Source organism: Rhizobacter sp. P5_A1, assembly GCF_056400745.1.
The window spans coordinates 59207-79436 of record NZ_JBFUKR010000010.1 but is presented as its reverse complement, the minus strand read 5'-3'; the positions used below and the strand labels follow the sequence as shown (position 1 = coordinate 79436).

Here is a 20230-nt window from a genome sequence, read left to right as displayed (position 1 = left end):
GTTGGAGGGTTCACTCTGATTCATCGGGCGCGCGCGCCTCGATGGCCAAGGCATGGATGCCCCGCGGGATCAGCAGTTGCAGTGAATCATATATGAGCCGATGCCGCGCCAGGCGTGACAAACCGTTGAAGCGCTCGGCCGTGATCCGGACCGTGAAATGGCGGCCCTCGCGGGCACCGGCGTGACCCGCGTGCAGGTGGCTGTCGTCGAGCACCTCGAGCTTCAGCGGGTGCAGCGCGGCGCGCAGTCCGGCCTCGATGTCGGATGACGTGACGCCCATCAGGGCCGCCGATCGGGCGCCGGAGCCGGGCCGGGTTCCGGCTCCATGTGCTTGCTGATGTAGAAGCCCTGCGCGACCATGAAGACCAGCATCAGGCCGGTCACGCCGAAGGCCTTGAAGGTGAACCAGGTCGAGGTCGTGAACGTGTAGGCGACGTACAGGTTCAACAGCCCGAGCAGGCCGAAGAACGCGATCCAGGCCAGGTTCAGCCGCTGCCAGACCGGCACCGGCAGCACCAGCTGCTCGCCGAGCATCGTCTGCAGCAGGTTCTTCCGGAACAGCGTCTGGCTGATCCAGAACGCGAGCCCCATGACCCAGTACAGCACGCTCGGCTTCCACTTGATGAAGGTCGCGTTGTGGAACCAGATCGTCGCGCCGCCGAGCAGCACGACGAGCGCGAAGGTCACCCACAGCATCATGTCGACGCGCTTGCCGCGCGACAGCAGGTAGCTGATCTGCACCCCGGTGGCGATGATCACGACGATTGTCGCGAGCAGCGCGGAAGCCTCCTCGGTGCCGACGACGCCGCCCGAGACCATGAAGCCGAAGTGATCGGTGGCGAAGTGCGCGGCCCAGTCGGCGTTGCGGTCGGCGTACTTGCCGACGCCGAAGAACAGCAGCAGCGGCAGGAAGTCGAGAAAGATCTTCATCGGCGGGGCGCCGAGCGGCGCGGCAGCATCATTTGGGCGCGAAGTCTATCGCGGCCGAGTTGATGCAGAAGCGCTCGCCGGTCGGCTTGGGCCCGTCGGGGAACACGTGGCCCAGGTGCGAACCGCACTTGTTGCAGCGCACCTCGACCCGAACCATGCCGTGGGTCTTGTCGACCACGCGCTCGACGACCTCGCTGTTGATCGGCTCCGAGTAGCTCGGCCAGCCGCAGCCGGCGTCGAACTTGGTGTCGGACTTGAACAGCGGCGTGCCGCAGCCGACGCATTGGTACTGACCGTCGCTCCAGTGATCCCAGTACTTGCCGCTGAACGGCCGTTCGGTGGCGGCATGACGCGCGACCTCGAACTGCATCGGGTCGAGCTGGGCCTGCCATTCGGCTTCGGTCTTCTTTACTTTGTAGTCGGTCATGATGAACAGGAGACTTCGATGGTGGATGCCCATTCGGGCGGGAAGCCGGCATAGACGGCGCTTGCGGCGGCGTCTTGTTCGTCGAACGGGCGCTGCAGAACTTTCAGCAGCTGCCGCGTCTCGGTGAAGTCGCCGGCCTGCGCGGCGCGGATCGCCACTTCGGCCAAATGGTTGCGAAGCACGAACTTGGGGTTCACGCGGTTCATCCGCAAGGCCCGTTCGGCGTCGACGCTGGTTTCGCGCGCGAGCCGTTCGGCATAGCGCGCGGCCCAGGCGTCGTAGGCCGGGCGATCGATGAACAGGTCGCGCACATCCGGGTTCGCGGCGCCCGTCGCGGTCGAGAAGCCGGCCAGGCGCCGGAAGCTGATCGTGAAGTCGCATCGGTCGGCCGCCATCAGGCGCAGCCAGTCGTCGACGAGCGCGCCGTCACCGTCTTCCGACGTGCGCAGCCCGAGCTTCGCGGACCAGCGCGCCAGCAGCGCATCGGCGAACGCACGCTTGTAGGTCTCGAGCGCGGCCAGCGCCAGATCGGAATCCTCGATCAACGGCAGCAGGGCCTGCGCGAGCGCGTGCAGGTTCCAGAACGCCACGCTCGGCTGGCGTGCCCACGCGTAGCGGCCCTGGTGGTCGGAGTGGTTGCAGATGTGGCCGGGATCGAACGCATCGAGAAAGCCGAACGGGCCGTAGTCGATCGTCAGCCCGAGGATCGACATGTTGTCCGTGTTCATCACGCCGTGGCAGAAGCCGACGGCCTGCCAATCGGCCATCAGCGCGGCGGTGCGCAGCGTCACCTGCTCGAGCAGTGCGGCGCAGGGGCTCGCGGCGTCGCGGCACGTCGGGTAGTGCTGCGCGATCACGAAGTCGGCAAGCTGGCGCAACTCGCCGTAGCCGCGTTGCTCGAAGCCGGCGTGGTGCGCGAAATGCTCGAAATGCCCGAAGCGGACGAAGCTCGGCGCGGCGCGCGTGACGACCGCGGCGGTCTCGATCGTCTCGCGCCGCACCGGCAGCGCCGAGCCGGTCACGCACAGCGCGCGCGTTGTCGGGATGCCCAGGCCGTGCATCGCCTCCGAGCCGAGGAATTCGCGGATCGATGAGCGCAGCACCGCGCGGCCATCGCCCATGCGCGAATAAGGGGTTTGGCCGGCGCCCTTCAGCTGCAGCTCCATCGGGCCGGCCGGCGTGTCGAGTTCGCCGAGCCACAGTGCGCGGCCGTCGCCGAGCTGGCCGGCCCAGACACCGAATTGGTGACCGCTGTAGACGGTTGCAAGCGGTTGCATGCCCGGCCAGACGCGGTTGCCGCTGAAGACCTCGAGCGCATGCAGCCCGGGCCGGCTCGCCCAGTCGGCGGGCAGGCCCAGCAAGGCCGCGCAATCATCACTGGTGGCGACCCAATGCGGGTCGGGCAGCGTCTGCGCGGGTAGCGCGGTGAAGAAGGCCTCGCCGAGTGACCGGTACCGATTCGGCCAGGCCAATCCAGCCGCCGAGTCGGTGCCGGAAAGATCGGCGATCGCAGGTTCCACGATGTTCATGGCGGCGAGTTTAGCGACCGGTCGACGCTGCGGCAGGCGCATGGACAAGCGCGCACGAGACACCATGCCGGTGCGTCGTGCGCGGGGCGCTGTCCCGGGCGCGACAGCGCTTTGGGGTAGTCCCTGTAACCCCACGCGACGCACTTCCGTTACCTTTGCGGGCGATCACAAATCCCTCGGAGACCACCATGAAGTTTGCTAGCAAAACGCTGACGCGCCGCGTGTTCAACCTCGCTGTCGGCGCCGCACTGGTCGTCTCTGCCGGCGCTGCGATGGCCCAGGCCAAGCCGCTGGCCGGGCAGACCGTCAAGCTGATGTGGATCGATCCGCTCACCGGCCTGATGGGCCCGGTCGGCACGAACCAGGTCAAGACCCAGCAATTCCTCGCCGAGCGCTTCAATGCCACGAACCCGGCCGGCGTGAAGTTCGAGATCGTGCCGGTCGACAACAAGCTGAGCCCGACCGAGAGCCTGAATGCGCTGAAGTCGGCGATCGACCAGGGGATCCGCTACGTGATCCAGGGCAACGGCTCGTCGGTCGCGGTGCCGTTGATCGACGCGATCAACAAGCACAACGAGCGCAACCCCGGCAAGGAGATCGTGTTCCTGAACGAGGCCGCGGTCGACCCCGATCTGACGAACAGCAAGTGCAGCTTCTGGCATTTCCGCTTCGATGCCGACACGACGATGAAGATGGAGGCGATGACGACCTACATCAAGGACCAGAAGGACATCCACAAGGTCTACCTGCTGAACCAGAACTACTCGCACGGTCAGCAGGTCACGCGCTACGCGAAGGAGAACCTGAAGCGCAAGCGCCCGGACATCGAGATCGTCGGCGACGACCTGCACCCGCTTGCGCAGGTGCGCGACTTCGCCCCGTACGTCGCAAAGATCAAGGCCTCGGGCGCCGACACCGTGATCACCGGCAACTGGGGTTCAGACCTTGCGCTGCTCGTGAAGGCCGCGAACGAAGGCGGCTACACCGGCAGGTTCTTCACCTACTACACCGGTGTCACCGGCACGCCGTCGGCACTCGGCCAGGGCGGTGCCGGCAAGGTCTACCAGATCGCCTACGCCCACTACAACCTGGGCGGCCAGATGGACGAGATCATGAAGGGCTTCAAGACCAAGTTCAACGACGACCTGTACACCGGCTCGGTCGTGCGCCAGTTCGAGTTCCTCGGCGCCGCGATGGCCAAGGCCAAGTCGACCGACCCGGTCAAGGTCGCGTTCGCGATGGAGGGCATGAAGATCAAGAGCGCGTTCGGTGGCGAGGTCGAGATGCGCAAGACCGACCACCAGCTGCAGCAGACGCTGTACATGACCGTCTGGCAGAAGGCCGACGCGAAGTACCCGTATTCGCCCGAGAACACCGGCATGACGCTGGCGCCGGTCGCGACCTACGAGCCGTACGTGTCGAGCACGCCGACGAGCTGCCAGATGGTGCGTCCTTCGGGCGGCTGATACTCGCAGCTCCCGCGCAGGGCCCGATCGGGGACGACCCGTCGGGCCTTGTTCGTCAACAGGCCCTGGCCTGACCTGACTTTCCGCAATCGCACCCGCGAGACCGCCCCACGATGGAGTTCTTCACGATATCGATGCTCAACGGCCTGAGCTACGGGCTGTTGCTGTTCATGCTGAGCTCGGGCCTGACGCTGATCTTCAGCATGATGGGCGTCCTGAACTTCGCGCATGCGAGCTTCTACATGGTCGGGGCGTATGTCGCGTACTCGATCACGCGCGTCGTCGGCTTCTGGCCGGGGCTGTTCCTCGCGCCGCTGGTGGTCGCGGCGCTCGGTGCGGCATTCGAGAAGTACTGCCTGCGCCGGGTCCACAAGTTCGGCCACGTGCCCGAGCTGCTGATCACCTTCGGCCTCTCGTACGTGATGCTCGAGCTGGTGCAGCTGATCTGGGGCCGCACGGCGGTCGATTTCCAGCCGCCCGAGGCGCTGCGCGGGCCGCTGTTCACGCTGGTCAACTCGTCGATCGACGGCATGCATCTGCTGTGGGGCGCGGCGCCCGCGGCGATGTGCGCGAGCGCCGATGCCGCGGTGCGCATCGTCTGCTCGCCGTTCCCGGCGACGCGCGGCTTCATGATGTTCATCGCGCTGGTGATGCTGGTCGCGCTGTGGCTGATGCTGACGCGCACGCGCATCGGGCTGGTGATCCAGAGCGCGCTGACGCACCCCGAGATGGTCGAGTCGCTCGGCCACAACGTGCCGCGCGTGTTCATGCTGGTGTTCGGCGCGGGCGCGGGTCTCGCGGGCCTGGCCGGCGTGATCGGCGGCAGCACCTTCGTGACCGAGCCTTCGATGGCGGCGACGGTCGGTTCGGTGATCTTCGTTGTCGTCGTTGTCGGCGGCATGGGCTCGCTGGCGGGCGCGTTCGTCGCGTCGATCCTGATCGGCGTGCTGCAGACCTTCGCGGTCGCGCTCGACTACTCGGTGCTCGGCGCGCTCAAGTCGATCGGCCTGACGCTCGGGCCGGCCGCGGCCGACCATTCGCTGTTGAAGCTGACGCTGGCGCAGGTGGCGCCGATCCTGCCGTACCTGTTCCTGGTGCTGATCCTGATCTTCAGGCCCAAGGGCCTGATGGGCACGCGCGAAGGCTGAACCGATGACGACGAATTCAGCTCCCCTGGCCGCCGCCGAACTGCGTGCGACGCAGCCCGCATCGAACCGCCGCTATGGCGCGATGGGCCCGCGCGATCTGATCATCTGGGCGCTCGCGATCGTCGTGATGCTCGTTGCGCCGATGCTGTTCCGCAGCAGCCTGGGCATCACGATGCTCTCGCAGATCGGCATCGCGATCGTCGCCTGCCTGTCGTTCAACATGTTGCTGGGGCAGGGCGGGATGCTCAGCTTCGGCCACGCGGTGTACTCGGGGCTCGGCTCGTTCGTCGCGATTCACGCGCTGAAGGCGATCGGCGACGGGTCCTTTCCGATTCCGGTCGGCCTGCTGCCGCTGGTGGGCGGCGCGGCCGGGTTGTTCTTCGCGGTGCTGTTCGGCTTCGTCACGACGAAGAAGTCGGGTACGACCTTCGCGATGATCACGCTGGGCATCGGCGAGCTGGTCTTCGCGGCCTCGCTGATGATTCCCGAGTTCTTCGGCGGCGAGGCGGGTGTCGCGGCGAACCGCGTCGTCGGCAAGCCGGTGATGGGCATCACGTTCGGGCCGCAGATCCAGGTCTACTACCTGCTCGCGATCTACACGATCCTGTGTACCGCCGGCATGTACGCGTTCACGCGCACGCCGCTGGGCCGGATGCTGAACGCGGTGCGCGACAACCCCGAGCGGGTCGAGTTCATCGGCTACGACACGCAGCGGGTGCGCTACATCTCCTTCATCATCGCCGGCTTCTTCGCCGGCGTCGCGGGCGGCATGTACGCGCTGAACTTCGAGATCGCGACCGCCGAGGTCGTCGGCGCAGCGCGTTCAGGCGCGTACCTGCTGTTCACCTTTCTCGGTGGCGCCACCTTCTTCTTCGGGCCGATCATCGGCGCGGTGCTGATGGTGGTCGCGTTCGTGCTGCTGTCCGAGATCACGAAGGCCTGGCTGCTCTACCTCGGCCTCGTGTTCCTGCTGATGGTGATGTACGCGCCGGGCGGTATCGCGAGCCTGATCATGATGAACCTGCGCGTCGCGAAGTTCGGCAAGCTGGGCCGCGTGCTTGGCTGGTACGTGCTGCTCGCGCTGACGGGCGCCGTGATGTTCTTCGGCATCGCGGCGATGATCGAGATGGTCTATCACGCGCAGCTGAACGAGGCGCTCGGGCCGGTGATGCGCTTTCTGGGGATCGAGTTGAACGTGCAGGCGACAGCCAGTTGGGTGGGTGCCGCGGTGGTCGCGGCGGTCGGGAGCGGTTTGTTCGAGTTCACGCGCCGACGCTTCGCGCTGCAGTGGGGCGAGGTGCAGGGCGAGATCGAAGCGGCGATCCGCGCGCGGGAGGCGCAAGCATGAGCGCCGCCCCCTGTGCGATCGAGCTGAAGGCCTTGCGCAAGTCCTTCGGCAAGACCGAGATCATCCGTGGCGCGGACCTGGCCGTCGCGCCGGGCGAGCGGGTCGCGATCATCGGGCCGAATGGTGCCGGCAAGTCGACGCTGTTCAACCTGATCAGCGGCCGCTTTGGCGCTACCAGCGGCGAGATCCTGCTGAACGGCCAGCGCATCGACGGGCTCAAGCCTTACGAGATCAGTCGCCTCGGGCTGGCGCGCAGCTTCCAGATCACCAACATCTTCGGTCGGCTGTCGGTGTTCGAGAACCTGCGCTGCGGTGTGCTCTGGGCGATGGGCTACAAGTACGCGTTCTGGAAGTTCCTCGCCGGCCTGGACGATGCGAACCAGCGCGCCGAAGCGCTGCTGCACGATATCCGCCTGGACCGCAAGCGCGACACGCTGGCGATGAACCTGACCTACGCCGAGCAGCGGGCGCTCGAGATCGGGATCACGATCGCCGGCGGCGCGAACGTCGTGCTGCTCGACGAGCCGACCGCCGGCATGAGCAAGAGCGAGACGAGCCGTTTCATCGAGCTGATCCGCGAGGTCACGGTCGGCAAGACGCTGCTGACCGTCGAGCACGACATGGGCGTGGTTTTCGGTCTCGCCGACAAGATCGCGGTCCTGGTCTACGGCGAGGTGATCGCGTTCGACGTGCCCGAGGCGGTGCGCGCGAATCCGAAGGTTCAGGAGGCCTATCTCGGATCGGTGCTCGCCGATGCGCAGGCGGCGGAGGCGGGACACTGATGTTGCAATTACAAGGGCTGCACGCCTACTACGGCAAGAGCCACATCCTGCACGGCGTCGACATGAAGGTCGGCGAGGGCGAGATCGTCAGCCTGCTCGGGCGCAACGGCTCGGGCCGCTCGACGACCGTCAAGACCATCATGGGACTGGTGCAGGGCGAGGGCTCGGTGAAGTTTCGCGACCACGAGATCCTCGGCCATCACGCGTTCGACATCGCGCACCGCGGCATCGGCTACGTGCCGGAGAACCGCGACATCTTTCCGAAGCTCACGGTCGAGCAGAACCTGATGCTCGGCGAGAAGCGCAAGAAGAAGAACCCACGCTGGTCGTTCGGCGACATGTACAAGATGTTTCCGCGCCTGAAGGAGCGCGAGCACACCGAGGCCGGCGTGCTCTCGGGCGGCGAGCAGCAGATGCTGACGCTGTGCCGCACGCTGATGGGCGACCCGGACCTGATCATGATCGACGAGCCGACCGAAGGCCTCGCGCCGAAGATTGTCGAGCTGGTGGCGCAGTACCTGAAGACCCTGAAGGAGCGCGGCGTGTCGGTGCTGCTGGTCGAGCAGAAGCTGACGATCGCGCTCGAAATCTCCGAGCGCTGCTACGTGATGGGCCACGGCAGCATCGTCTTCGAAGGAACACCCGCAGCCTTGCGCGGCGACGCCTATATTCGGAAGGAATGGCTCGAAGTCTGACCGCAGCTCTCGGGCCAGCGACGTCTTGGGGCTGTCATTCAGGGAGGGCGCTGTCACAGCAGAGACAGCGCCTTCTTTTCTTGCCGACCTAGAATCGAACGATCGTTCTTTTTCTGCCGACCACCCTGGGGACACAAGCATGAGCGCCAACTACGAACTCCGCGGCAACGTCGCGGTCATCACGCTGGACAACCCGCCCGTCAACGGCCTCGGCCACGCGACGCGCCTGGGCATCACGAGCGGCGTCGAACGCGCCCAGTCCGACCCGGCCGTCAAGGCGATCGTGATCACCGGCGCCGGCAAGGCCTTCTCGGGCGGCGCCGACATCAAGGAGTTCGGCACGCCGAAAGCGCTCGCCGAGCCGAACCTGCTCAGCGTGATCCTGGCGCTCGAGGCATCGACGAAGCCGATCGTCGCGGCGATCCACAGCGTCTGCATGGGCGGCGGGCTCGAGCTCGCGCTCGGCTGCCATTACCGCGTCGCTGCGCCAGGCACGCAGGTCGCGCTGCCCGAGGTGAAGATCGGCCTGATCCCCGGCGCCGGCGGCACGCAGCGGCTGCCGCGCGTGATCGGGGTCGAGAACGCGATGAACATGATCGTCAGCGGCGAGGCCGTGAAGAGCGAGATGCTCGCGCAGGCGCCGGGCCAGAAGCTGTTCGACAAGCTCGTCGACGGCGACCTGATGGCCGGCGCGCTGGCCTACGCCGCCGAGGTGGCTGACAAGCGGCCGCTGCCGCTGGTGCGCAACCTGAAGGTCACGCACCCGAATGCCGATGGCTACGTGCAGTTCGTCAAGAACATGGTCGGCGGCATGTCGAAGAACTTCCCGGCGCCGCTGAAGTGCGTCGAGGCGGTCGCCGGCTCGCTGAAGTTGCCGTTCGATGCCGGCATGAGGCTCGAACGCGAGATCTTCACCTCGCTGATGTTCACGCCCGAGTGCAAGGCGCTGCGCCATGCCTTCATGGCCGAGCGCGCGACGAGCAAGATCCCCGATGTGCCGGCTGACACCCCAGTGCGCGAGATCAAACGCCTCGCGGTGATCGGCGCCGGCACGATGGGCGGCGGCATCGCGATGAACTTCCTGAACGCCGGCATCCCGGTGACGATCCTCGAGATGAAGCAGGAGGCGCTGGACAAGGGGCTGGGCATCATCCGCAAGAACTACGAAGCGCAGGTCAAGAAGGGCAAGCTCAAGCAAGACAAGCTCGACGCGCGCATGGCGTTGCTGAGCACGACGCTGAACTACGCCGACCTGAAAGACGCCGACATGGTGATCGAGGCCGTGTTCGAAGACCTCGGCGTGAAGGAGACCGTGTTCAAGACGCTCGACGAGGTGATGAAGCCCGGCGCGATCCTCGCCAGCAACACCAGCACGCTCGACGTCAACAAGATCGCGGCCTTCACGAAGCGCCCGCAGGACGTGATCGGCATGCACTTCTTCAGCCCCGCCAACGTGATGAAGCTGCTCGAGGTCGTGCGCGGCGAGAAGACCGCGAAGGACGTGCTCGCGACCGTGATGCAGATCGGCAAGAAGATCAAGAAGACCACGGTGGTCTCCGGCGTCTGCGACGGCTTCATCGGCAACCGGATGATCGAGCAGTACTCGCGCCAGGCCGGCTTCCTGCTCGAGGAGGGCTGCACGCCGGCGCAGGTCGACAAGGCGATGGAGAAGTTCGGCATGGCGATGGGCCCGTTCCGCATGGGCGATCTCGCGGGCAACGACGTCGGCTGGTACATCCGCAAGCGCCGTTATCTCGAGAAGCCGAACCTGCGTTATTCGAAGACCGCCGACCTGCTGTGCGAGATGGGCCGATTCGGCCAGAAGACCGGCGCCGGCTGGTACGACTACGTGGCCGGCAAGCGCGACGCGATCCCGAGCCCGGTCGTCGTCGAGATGATCGAGAAGCACCGCAAGGAGCTGGGCGTCACGCCGCGCAAGATCGGTGACGACGAGATCGTGCACCGCCTCGTCTACGCGCTCGTCAACGAGGGCGCGAAGATCGTCGAAGAGGGCATCGCGCTGCGCGCCTCCGACATCGACATGGTGTACCTGACCGGCTACGGCTTCCCGCTGCACCGCGGCGGGCCGATGAACTACGCCGACACGGTCGGCCTGTTCAACGTCGTCGCGGCGATGAAGCGCTTTGCGGCCAACCCGCTCGACGACGCCGAGTTCTGGCAACCGGCGCCCTTGCTCGCGAAGCTGGCGGCCGAAGGCCGCAGCTTCAGCTAGGGCGTCGATTGAGACGCCAGGGCCGCTGACATGCGCAAGCTGTTCGCGCTGTTGGGCATCGTCGTCGGCGTGCTGGCCATCGTGGTCGGTGCGAAGACCTTGCTGACGCCGTCGAAGCAGCTGACCGTTGCCGCGGCCGCGCCGGTGCAGGTCGACGCGGCCGCGGCGGCGGCGCGCCTCGGTGCGGCGGTTCGCTTCAAGACGATCGCGTCGAGCACCGATGTCGACGCGAACGCCGCCGAGTTCGGCAACCTGCACGCGCTGCTGCAGACGAGCTTTCCCAAGGCGCACGCGGTGCTGCAGCGCGAGGTCGTCGGCCGATACGGCCTGATCTATACCTGGCCCGGCAGCGACCCTTCGGCGCCGGCGATCGGCCTGATGGCGCACCAGGACGTGGTGCCGATCGCGCCCGGCACCGAGGGCGACTGGCAGCAGCCGCCGTTCTCCGGCACGCTTCGCGACGGCTTCGTCTGGGGCCGCGGCGCGTGGGACGACAAGGGCAACCTGATGTCGATGATGGAGGCGGTCGAACTGCTCGCCGGCTCGGGCTTCAAGCCGCGCCAGACGATCTACATGATCTTCGGCCACGACGAAGAGATTGGCGGCCTGCGCGGCGCGGCCGAGATCGCGAAGCTGTTCAAGCAGCGCGGCATCCGGCTCCAATTCGTGCTCGACGAAGGGCTGCTGATCACCGACGGCGTGCTCGCCGGGCTGAACCAGCCCGCGGCGCTGGTCGGCGTCGCCGAGAAGGGCTACTTGAGCCTGCTGCTGACCGCGAGCGCGACGCCCGGCCACTCGTCGATGCCGCCGCCGCAGGCCGAGGCTTCGGCGATCGGGATGATGAGCGCGGCGCTGGCCCGACTCGAAGACCATCAGATGCCGCTCGCGGTGCGCGGCCTGTCGCAGGAGATGTTCGAGACGCTGGCGCCGGAGATGAGCGGGCCGAACCGCGTATTCCTGTCGAACATGTGGCTGTTCAAGCCGATCATCGAGCAGCAGTTGAAAAAGGGAGCGAGTACGAACGCCTCGCTGCGCACGACGACGGCTTTGACCGTCTTCAACGCCGGCAACGCCGACAACGTGCTGCCGGGCCGCGCGAGTGCGACGGTGAACTTCCGCCTGCTGCCGGGCGACAGCGGCGATGCGGTGGTCGCGCATGTCGCCGATACGCTGCAGAACCCGTCGATCAAGATCGAGAAGGCGCCGGGGATGTCCGAGGCGTCGAAGGTCGCGGCCACCGATGCGCCGGGCTTCCAGCTGATCAACAAGACGCTGCGCCAGCTGCACCCCGACGTGATCGTCGCGCCCGGGCTGATGATCGGCGCGACCGACTCGCGCCACTTCGACGGCGTTGCCGACAACGTCTACAAGTTCTCGCCGGTGCGCGCGAAGTCCGAAGACCTGAAGCGCTTTCACGGCACCAACGAGCGCATCTCGATCGACAACTACGTCGAGCTGATCCAGTTCTATCACCAGCTGATCGGCAACTCGGCGCCCGCGCCCTGAGGAGACATGCGATGAACGACAGCACGAACACCCGGGCAAGCTTCACGCGCATGGAGGCGAGCACGCAGGACGACTGGCGCAAGATCGCCGGCGAGTTCATGCCGTTCGCGCGCCAGCTGCCCGATCGGCTGATCAGGCACCTGAAGCTGCTCGAGGGCGACTACGGCGGCTTTCCGGTCGACCGCTACACGCACTCGCTGCAGACCGCGACGAATGCACTGCGCGCCGGCCGCGACGAGGAGTACGTGGTCTGCGCGCTGTTCCACGACATCGGCGACACGCTCGGCAGCTTCAACCACTTCGACATCGCCGCGGCGATCCTGAAGCCCTTCGTCAGCGACGAGAACCTGTGGATGGTGCAGAACCACGGCATCTTCCAGGGCTACTACTTCTTCCACCACATCGGTCTCGATCGCAACCTGCGCGACCAGTTCCGCGGCCACGCGCACTTCGAGCGCACCGCAGAGTTCTGCGATCTGTACGACAACCCGGCCTTCGATGCGAAGGCCGAAACGCTGCCGATGAGTGCGTTCGAACCGATGGTGCGGCGCGTGTTCGCGCAGCCGCGCAACAGCATCTACAAGGCTTCCTCGGCCGTCTCGGGCGCCGAAGCCACCAACGCTTGATCCACAGGAGATAGACATGACCAGCGCCGTGATCGTTTCAACCGCCCGGACCCCGCTAGCGAAGAGCTGGAAGGGTGCCTTCAACATGACGCACGGCGCCACGCTCGGCGGCTTCGCCGTGAAGGCCGCGGTCGAGCGCGCCGGCATCGACCGCGCCGAGGTCGACGACGTGATCATGGGCTGCGCCACACCCGAAGGCGCGACCGGCAGCAACATCGCGCGCCAGATCGCACTGCGCGCCGGCCTGCCGATCACGACCAGCGGCATGACGGTGAATCGCTTCTGTTCGAGCGGCCTGCAGACGATCGCGATGGCGGCGCAGCGCATCATCGCCGGCGAGTCCGATGTGCTGGTCGCCGGTGGCGTCGAGAGCATCTCGTGCGTGCAGAACGAGGCCAACCGCCACATGGGCGCCGACCCGTGGCTGGTCGAGCACAAGCCCGAGATCTACTGGAACATGCTGCAGACCGCCGAGCAGGTCGCGAAGCGCTACAAGATCGATCGCGAGCGGATGGACCGCTACGGCGCCCAAAGCCAGCAGCGCGCAGCGGCCGCGCAAGAGGCCGGCAAGTTCAACGACGAGATGATCGCCTGCACCGTGATGGCCGGCGTGGCCGACCCCGTGCTGGGCCTGCGCACGAAAGAAGTGACGATCAAGGCCGACGAGGGCATCCGCGCCGGCACCACGTACGAAGGCATCAAGGACCTGCGCTCGGCGCTGCCCGGCGGCCTGATCTCGGCCGGCAACGCGAGCCAGTTCAGCGACGGCGCCGGCGCCTGCGTGCTGATGAACGAAGCGCTGGCATCGAAGCGCAACCTGAAGCCGCTCGGCCGCTTCCTCGGCTTCGCGGTCGCCGGTTGCGAGCCCGACGAGATGGGCATCGGCCCGGTCTTCGCGGTGCCCAAGGTGCTGAAGAAGTTGGGCCTGAGCGTCGCCGACATCGACCTGTGGGAACTGAACGAGGCCTTCGCGGTGCAGGTGCTGTACTGCGCCGACACCCTGGGCATTCCGATGGACCGGCTGAACGTCAACGGCGGTGCGATCGCGGTCGGCCATCCGTACGGCGTCAGCGGCCAGCGCCTGACCGGCCACGCGCTGATCGAAGGCAAGCGCCGCGGCGCCAAGAAGGTCGTCGTGACGATGTGCATCGGCGGCGGCATGGGCGCGGCCGGCGTGTTCGAGGTGCTCTGACCGGCGGCTGCCAACGGATTTCGCGATGACCTACCGACAGACCGCCGACTTCCTGCTCTACGACTGGCTGGCCGTCGAGTCGCTCCAGCAGCGCACGCGTTTCGCCGATCATTCGCGCGAGACGTTCGCGTCGGTGATGGACACCTGCGAGAAGATTGCGCGTGAGAAATACGCGCCGTTCAACCGGCTCGCCGATACCGAAGAGCCCTGGTTCGACGGCGACAAGGTGCACCTGCCCGAGGCCAGCCATGCGGCCGCGAAGGCGTATGCCGAGTCCGGCATGCTCGCGGCCGCGCAGGACTACGAGATCGGCGGCATGCAGCTGCCCTGCGTCGTCGAGATGGCGGCGAACAGCTTCTTCTCGAAGGCCGGCATCGGCATCGGTGGTGGCGGCATGCTGACCAGCGGCAACGCGAACCTGCTGATGGTGCATGGCACGCTGGCGCAGCAGGAGGCGTTCGCGAAGCACGAGTTCGCGGGCCGATTCAGCGGCACGATGTGCCTGAGCGAGCCGCAGGCCGGCTCCAGCCTGTCCGACGTGGCGACGCGTGCGATCCCCGACGGCCCTGAATTCGAGAGCGATCCGCTCGGCCAGCGCTACCGCCTGCGCGGCAACAAGATGTGGATCAGCAACGGCGAGCACGAGCTCAGCGAGAACATCATCCACCTCGTGCTCGCGAAGATCCCCGGGCCCGACGGCAAGCTGATCCCGGGCACCAAAGGCATCTCGCTGTTCATCGTGCCGAAGAAGCTGGTCGGCACCGACGGCCAGCTGACCGGCGAACGCAACGATGTCGCGCTCGCGGGCCTGAATCACAAGCTCGGGTATCGCGGCATCCCGAACACCTTGCTGAACTTCGGCGAGGGCAAGTTTCCGCTCCGCGGTGGCTCCGGTGCCATCGGGTACCTGGTCGGCAAGCCGCACGAAGGGCTGCGCTGCATGTTCCACATGATGAACGAGGCGCGCATCGCAGTCGGCCTCGGCGCGACGATGCTCGGCTATGCGGGCTACGAGGCCTCGCTCGACTATGCGAAGAACCGGCCGCAAGGCCGACCGATGGGCGTCGGCGGCAAGGACGCCGCGAAGCCGCAGATTCCGATCATCCAGCACGCCGACGTGAAGCGCATGCTGCTCGCGCAGAAGAGCTACTGCGAAGGCGCGCTCGCGCTCGAACTGTATTGCGCGCGGCTCGTCGACGAGCATGCGACCGGCACGCCCGAGGCCGTGGCCGAAGCCGCGCTGCTGCTCGAGATGCTGACGCCGATCGCGAAGAGCTGGCCGAGCGAGTGGTGCCTGGAAGCGAACAGCCTGGCGATCCAGGTGCTCGGCGGCTACGGCTACACGCGCGACTTCCCGGTCGAGCAATACTGGCGCGACAACCGCCTGAACATGATCCACGAAGGCACGCACGGCATCCAGGCGCTCGATCTGCTCGGCCGCAAGGTCGTGATGCAGGGCGGTGCCGGGCTCGCGCTGCTCGTGGGCAAGATCGACGCCACCATCGAACGCGCGCGTGCCGTCTCGACGCTCGCCGACCACGCGACCGCGCTGGCCGCGGCGCTGAAGCATCTGGGCAGCGCGACCCAGGCCGCGTGGTCGACCGGCAGCCCCGACGAAGCGCTCGCGAACGCGACGCCGTACCTGCAGGCCTTCGGCCACACCGTGCTGGCGTGGATCTGGCTCGATGTCGCGCTGTGCGCGCAACCGAAGCTCGGCCGGGGCAGCGCCGACGACGACTCGATGCTGCACGGCAAGCTCGCCGCCTGCAGCTACTTCTTCCGCTACGAACTGCCGCGCGTCGCGGCATGGCTGAAGGTCGTCGAGACACGCGACCCGACCTGCCGGACGATGGACGAGGCGTGGTTTTGAGATGAAGGCTTCGCGCTCGCTGTCTGCTGTCGGCCCTTTGTTGCCCTCCGCGGCGGCCCGTCACCGCAGAGGCGCAGTGACCGCAGAGGGCCGCAGAGGAAATCACGTTCTTCTCCGCGTTCCTCTGTGTCCTCTGCGCCTCTGCGGTGAAGAACAGCGGTCGAAGTCCGCAATGGGCCGAGAGCGGACAACTGTGTCGGGGCGACCTGAATGACCACCGCCACCCGCATCCAGGCCTGGATCTGGATCCTGATCTACATCGGCATGATCCTGCTCGGCCTCGGGCTGTCGGTGCAGCGCGGCGATGCGGCGCTGGGCTGGGGCATCGCCATACCCGGCGTGGCGTTGATCGCGGTCGGCATCGTGCTGATCTGGGTCCGTTCGCGCATGAAGAACACCAAGGAGACGCCATGAGTACACCCGTCCAGAAACTTCTCGACCTCGGCGGCAAGACCGCGCTGATCACCGGCGGCTCGCGCGGCCTGGGCTTGCAGATGGCGCACGCGCTCGGCGAGGCGGGCGCGAAGATCATGCTGAGTTCGCGCAAGGCCGAAGACCTCGAACAGGCGGCCGCCGAACTGCAGGCCGCCGGCATCGATGCGCGCTGGATCGCCGCCGACTGCTCGAAGGAGGAGGACACGCGCCGCCTCGCCGACGAGACGATGGAGCGCATGGGCGAGATCGACATCCTCGTCAACAACGCCGGCGCAAGCTGGGGCGCGCCGGCCGAGGACCACCCGGTGCCGGCCTGGGACAAGGTGATGAACCTGAACGTGCGCGGCTACTTCATCCTGTCGCAGCAGGTCGCGCGCATCTGCATGATCCCGCGGAAGCGCGGCCGGATCATCAACATCGCGTCGATCGCCGGGCTGAACGGCAACCCGCCGGAGATGCAGACCCTGGCCTACAACACGTCCAAGACCGCGGTGATCGGCTTCACGCACACGCTGGCGGCCGAGTGGGGCAAGTACGGCATCAACGTCAACGCGATCTGCCCGGGCTTCTTCATGACGAAGATGGCGGCCGGCTTGATCACCTCGCTCGGCGAAGAGAAGATGGCCGCGAAGGCGCCGCTCGGGCGTCTGGGCGACGACGACGACCTGAAGGGCGTCGCCTTGCTCTTCGCGAGCGAGGCCGGCAAGCACATCACCGGGCAATGGCTTGCGGTCGACGGCGGGGTCAGCGTCGTGCTCGGCGCGGCTTGACGAAGCACCCGCCATGGGCCTGTCCTTCGGCGTTCTCATTCCGTTCGTCGAGCACCTCGGGTTCAGGCTCGAGCGCTTTGCGGGCGGCGAGTCGGAGCTGCGCTACACCGCGGCGCCCGAGCACCTGAACAGCTTCGCGGTAACGCACGGCGGCGCGTGCATGACCTTGCTCGATGTCACGATGGCGGCCGCGGCGCGCAGCGTGCAGCAGAACATGGGCGTCGTGACGATCGAGATGAAGACCACCTTCATGCAGCCGGCGCGCGGGCCGCTGATCGCCAAGGGCCGGCTGATCCACCGCACCGCGACGATGGCCTTCACCGAGGGCACGGTCTACGACGCGCAGGGCCGCGCCTGTTCGCATGCGACCGGCACCTTCAAGTATGTCAAGCGACTGCCGGTCAGCCCCACCGAAGTGAACGCGCTGCAGCCGCCACTTTCCACCGATTGAACCGAAGGAGTCTTCAATGACCACGAACCAGCAGATCCACCTCGTCTCCCGCCCCGCCGTCGAGGCTTCGACCGACAACTTCAGGCTCGTCGAGGTCGAGCTGCCCGAGCTGAAAGACGGCCAGGTGCTGGTGCGGCACCACTTCATGAGTCTCGATCCGTACATGCGCGGCCGCATGAACGACGCGAAGAGCTACGCCGCGCCGCAGCCGCTGAACACGGTGATGCAAGGCGGCACGGCCGGCGAGATCGTCGCGTCGAAGAACCCCGCCTACGCGGTCGGCGACAAGGTCGTCGGTTTCGGCGGTTGGCAGCAGTTCAGCATCGTCGATGCCGGCACGCCAGGCCTGCTCCGCAAGGTCGACACCACGCATGTGCCGCTGTCGGCGTACCTCGGCGCGGTCGGCATGCCGGGCGTGACCGCGTGGTACGGCTTGACGCAGATCTGCAAGCCGAGCGCCGGCAAGACGATCGTCGTCAGCGCCGCCAGCGGCGCGGTCGGCAGCGCGGTCGGGCAGCTCGCGAAGGCCAGAAAGTGTCGCGCCGTCGGCATCGCGGGCGGCGCCGACAAGTGCGCCTATGTCGTCGACGAGCTCGGCTTCGACGCCTGCGTCGACTACAAGGCGCACAAGGATCCGAAGGCGCTGTACGAAGCGATGAAAGACGCGACGCCGGACGGCGTCGACGGCTACTTCGAGAACGTCGGCGGTGCCGTGCTCGACGCGGTGCTGCCGCGCATGAACGCGTTCGGGCGGATCGCGCTGTGCGGGATGATCAGCGGCTACGACGGCGAGCCGATCCCGCTGAAGCAGCCGCAGCTGCTGCTGACGAACCGCCTGACGCTCGAGGGCTTCATCGTCAGCGAGCACATGGAAGTCTGGCCCGAGGCGCTGAAGGAACTCGGCACGATGGTCGCTACGGCCAAGCTGAAGTATCGCGAGAGCGTCGCGCAGGGCCTGGCCGCCGCGCCCGAGGCCTTTCTCGGGCTGCTGAAAGGCCGGAACTTCGGCAAGCAGCTTGTCAAGCTGATCTGACATGCACGGCCCCGCAGATCGTGACGAGCCCGACGCCCGGCCGCCCGAAGGCGGGCGAGATCCCCTCGGGGGATCGCTTGCGGTACACCGCGAGCGAGGGGCTGACATCACGCACGAGGTGCTCAACCAGAGCACCCCGCTGACGGGGCACAACCTGTACACGACCGACCGCGCGCTGCGCGACGCGCTGCAGTTCCATGCGCCGCAGGCGAGCGATCGCGAGAGAGTCGCGCTCGGCGCGCTGCTCGGCGACGCGGCGATGCAGACCCACGCGCGCCTGGCCAACCTGCACCGGCCCGCGCTGCACACGCACGATCGTTTCGGGCACCGCATCGACACGGTCGAGTTCCACCCGAGCTACCACGCGCTGCTCGGCGCCGCGGTCGGCGCCGGCCTGCACGCGACGCCCTGGGCGCAGCCGTCACCCGGCGCACACATCGAGCGCGCTGCCGGCTTCCTGATGTTCACGCAGCTCGAACCCTCGGTGCTGTGCCCGGTCTCGATGACCTACGCGGTGACGCCGGCGCTGCGCGGCAACGCGCCGGTCTTCGCCGATTGGTTCGACAAGCTCGCGAGCACGCACTACGACCCGCGCCTGCAGAAGGTCGAGGCCAAGAGCGGCGCCATGATGGGCATGGGCATGACCGAGAAGCAGGGCGGCTCGGACGTGCGCGCGAACACCACGCGTGCCGACTATCTCGAAGACACCGCGTGGGGCCGCTGCTATCGGCTCGTCGGCCACAAGTGGTTCTTCTCCGCGCCGATGTGCGATGCGTTCCTCGTGCTCGCGCAGACGCCTGCCGGGCTCTCGTGCTTCTTCCTGCCGCGCGTGCTGCCCGACGGGAGCCTGAACGCGATCGCGATCCAGCGCCTGAAGGACAAGCTCGGCAACCACGCGAACGCGAGCTCCGAGGTCGAGTTCAACGGCGCGCTCGCGTGGCTGGTCGGCGAAGAAGGGCGCGGCGTTCCGCAGATCCTCGAGATGGGCACGCTGACGCGCCTCGATTGCGCGCTCGGCACCGCGGGGCTGATGCGCGGCGCGGTCGCGCTGGCGCTGCATCACGCGTCGCAGCGCAGCGCGTTCGGCAAGCTGCTGGCCGATCAGCCGCTGATGCGCAACGTGCTCGCCGACCTCGCGCTCGAGAGCGAAGCCGCGACCGCGCTCGCGCTGCGCCTGGCGCGCGCGATCGACCGGCGCGACGATCCGTTCGAGGCGCTGATGCGCCGTGTGCTGACGCCGGTCGCGAAGTTCTGGGTCTGCAAGCGCGGCGCCGCGCTCGCACAGGAGGCGATGGAGTGCCTCGGCGGCAATGGCTACGTCGAAGAGCAGGGCGAGGGCGTGATGGCGCGCATCTACCGCGAGATGCCGCTGAATTCGATCTGGGAAGGCGCCGGCAACATCATGGCGCTCGACCTGCTGCGCGTCTTGCGCAAACGCGGCGGCGCGAACGCCGACGTGGTGCAGGCGCTGGCCACCGAACTCGCGAGCGCGCGCGGCGCGAACCCGCAGCTCGATCGTTTCGCCGACGCGCTGCTCGCGCGCTTCAACGACGCGGCCGACGGCGGGGGCGACGAGGCCGGCGCGCGTCGGCTCGCGCAAGACGTGGCGCTGGCGGTGCAGGGCGCGCTGCTGTGCCGTCACGCACCCGACTTCGTGTTCGATGCGTTCTGCCGTTCGCGCCTGGGTGGCGACGGCCCGCAAGTTTTCGGCACGCTGCCGGCCGGTGTCGATTTCGAATCGATCGCCCGGCGCGCCCATCCGCATTGATCGACTCAGACTGCACCGACG

General features: G+C 67.2%; 19 protein-coding genes. 15 read left to right on the top strand and 4 right to left on the bottom strand.

Annotated features, from left to right (window positions below; genetic code table 11):
- Window positions 1-10 precede the first annotated feature (10 nt).
- The 4 genes from AC1DTW_RS13365 to AC1DTW_RS13350 are packed head-to-tail and all read right to left on the bottom strand — an operon-like array spanning window position 11 to window position 2886.
- Window positions 11-280, bottom strand: a complete 270-nt coding sequence (locus tag AC1DTW_RS13365) for a BolA family protein (RefSeq protein WP_477981628.1) — start codon at window positions 278-280, stop codon at window positions 11-13.
- A complete protein-coding gene (locus AC1DTW_RS13360; protein WP_477981627.1) occupies window positions 280-930 on the bottom strand; it encodes a septation protein A in 651 nt (216 codons plus the stop codon). The genes AC1DTW_RS13365 and AC1DTW_RS13360 overlap by 1 nt, the downstream gene beginning before the upstream one ends.
- A 28-nt stretch (window positions 931-958) precedes the next feature.
- Complete coding sequence (gene msrB, locus AC1DTW_RS13355) at window positions 959-1357, bottom strand: peptide-methionine (R)-S-oxide reductase MsrB (RefSeq protein ID WP_477981626.1); 399 nt, start codon at window positions 1355-1357, stop codon at window positions 959-961.
- Entirely contained in the window at window positions 1354-2886 is a 1533-nt protein-coding gene (locus tag AC1DTW_RS13350) for a protein adenylyltransferase SelO (RefSeq protein WP_477981625.1), read from the bottom strand. The genes msrB and AC1DTW_RS13350 overlap by 4 nt, the downstream gene beginning before the upstream one ends.
- Window positions 2887-3074: 188 nt before the next feature.
- On the opposite strand from AC1DTW_RS13350, the gene AC1DTW_RS13345 reads away from it, so the two are divergent.
- The 15 genes from AC1DTW_RS13345 (at window position 3075) to AC1DTW_RS13275 (ending at window position 20209) form a co-directional block, all read left to right on the top strand.
- Window positions 3075-4352 (top strand): branched-chain amino acid ABC transporter substrate-binding protein, encoded by a 1278-nt coding sequence (locus AC1DTW_RS13345; protein WP_477981624.1) that lies wholly within the window; start codon window positions 3075-3077, stop codon window positions 4350-4352.
- Window positions 4353-4465: 113 nt separating this feature from the next.
- Window positions 4466-5500 (top strand): branched-chain amino acid ABC transporter permease, encoded by a 1035-nt coding sequence (locus AC1DTW_RS13340; RefSeq protein WP_477981623.1) that lies wholly within the window; start codon window positions 4466-4468, stop codon window positions 5498-5500.
- A gap of 4 nt (window positions 5501-5504) precedes the next feature.
- The gene (locus AC1DTW_RS13335; protein ID WP_477981622.1) at window positions 5505-6848 is read left to right on the top strand and encodes a branched-chain amino acid ABC transporter permease; all 1344 of its coding nucleotides are present in this window, start codon (window positions 5505-5507) and stop codon (window positions 6846-6848) included.
- Entirely contained in the window at window positions 6845-7630 is a 786-nt protein-coding gene (locus tag AC1DTW_RS13330; RefSeq protein ID WP_477981620.1) for an ABC transporter ATP-binding protein, read from the top strand. The genes AC1DTW_RS13335 and AC1DTW_RS13330 overlap by 4 nt, the downstream gene beginning before the upstream one ends.
- Window positions 7630-8325, top strand: a complete 696-nt coding sequence (locus AC1DTW_RS13325) for an ABC transporter ATP-binding protein (RefSeq protein ID WP_477981619.1) — start codon at window positions 7630-7632, stop codon at window positions 8323-8325. Before AC1DTW_RS13330 ends, AC1DTW_RS13325 begins: the two co-directional genes overlap by 1 nt.
- A gap of 139 nt (window positions 8326-8464) precedes the next feature.
- On the top strand, window positions 8465-10558 hold the full coding sequence (locus tag AC1DTW_RS13320; RefSeq protein WP_477981618.1) for a 3-hydroxyacyl-CoA dehydrogenase NAD-binding domain-containing protein: 2094 nt from the start codon (window positions 8465-8467) through the stop codon (window positions 10556-10558).
- A gap of 30 nt (window positions 10559-10588) precedes the next feature.
- Window positions 10589-12064, top strand: a complete 1476-nt coding sequence (locus AC1DTW_RS13315; protein WP_477981617.1) for a M20 family peptidase — start codon at window positions 10589-10591, stop codon at window positions 12062-12064.
- 11 nt (window positions 12065-12075) lie between these two features.
- The gene (locus AC1DTW_RS13310) at window positions 12076-12690 is read left to right on the top strand and encodes an HD domain-containing protein (protein WP_477981616.1); all 615 of its coding nucleotides are present in this window, start codon (window positions 12076-12078) and stop codon (window positions 12688-12690) included.
- Window positions 12691-12706: 16 nt separating this feature from the next.
- Window positions 12707-13882 carry an acetyl-CoA C-acyltransferase gene (locus AC1DTW_RS13305; RefSeq protein WP_477981615.1) on the top strand — a complete coding sequence of 392 codons (1176 nt, stop codon included), beginning with the start codon at window positions 12707-12709 and terminating at the stop codon, window positions 13880-13882.
- A 25-nt stretch (window positions 13883-13907) separates the two neighbouring features.
- Window positions 13908-15752 (top strand): acyl-CoA dehydrogenase, encoded by a 1845-nt coding sequence (locus AC1DTW_RS13300; protein ID WP_477981614.1) that lies wholly within the window; start codon window positions 13908-13910, stop codon window positions 15750-15752.
- Window positions 15753-15962: 210 nt separating this feature from the next.
- On the top strand, window positions 15963-16166 hold the full coding sequence (locus AC1DTW_RS13295; protein WP_477981613.1) for a hypothetical protein: 204 nt from the start codon (window positions 15963-15965) through the stop codon (window positions 16164-16166).
- On the top strand, window positions 16163-16957 hold the full coding sequence (locus AC1DTW_RS13290) for an SDR family oxidoreductase (RefSeq protein WP_477981612.1): 795 nt from the start codon (window positions 16163-16165) through the stop codon (window positions 16955-16957). The genes AC1DTW_RS13295 and AC1DTW_RS13290 overlap by 4 nt, the downstream gene beginning before the upstream one ends.
- Window positions 16958-16970: 13 nt before the next feature.
- Window positions 16971-17408 carry a PaaI family thioesterase gene (locus AC1DTW_RS13285; protein ID WP_477981611.1) on the top strand — a complete coding sequence of 146 codons (438 nt, stop codon included), beginning with the start codon at window positions 16971-16973 and terminating at the stop codon, window positions 17406-17408.
- 16 nt (window positions 17409-17424) lie between these two features.
- Window positions 17425-18441 (top strand): NADP-dependent oxidoreductase, encoded by a 1017-nt coding sequence (locus tag AC1DTW_RS13280; protein ID WP_477981610.1) that lies wholly within the window; start codon window positions 17425-17427, stop codon window positions 18439-18441.
- 118 nt (window positions 18442-18559) lie between these two features.
- Entirely contained in the window at window positions 18560-20209 is a 1650-nt protein-coding gene (locus tag AC1DTW_RS13275) for an isovaleryl-CoA dehydrogenase (RefSeq protein WP_477981609.1), read from the top strand.
- Window positions 20210-20230: the final 21 nt, after the last annotated feature.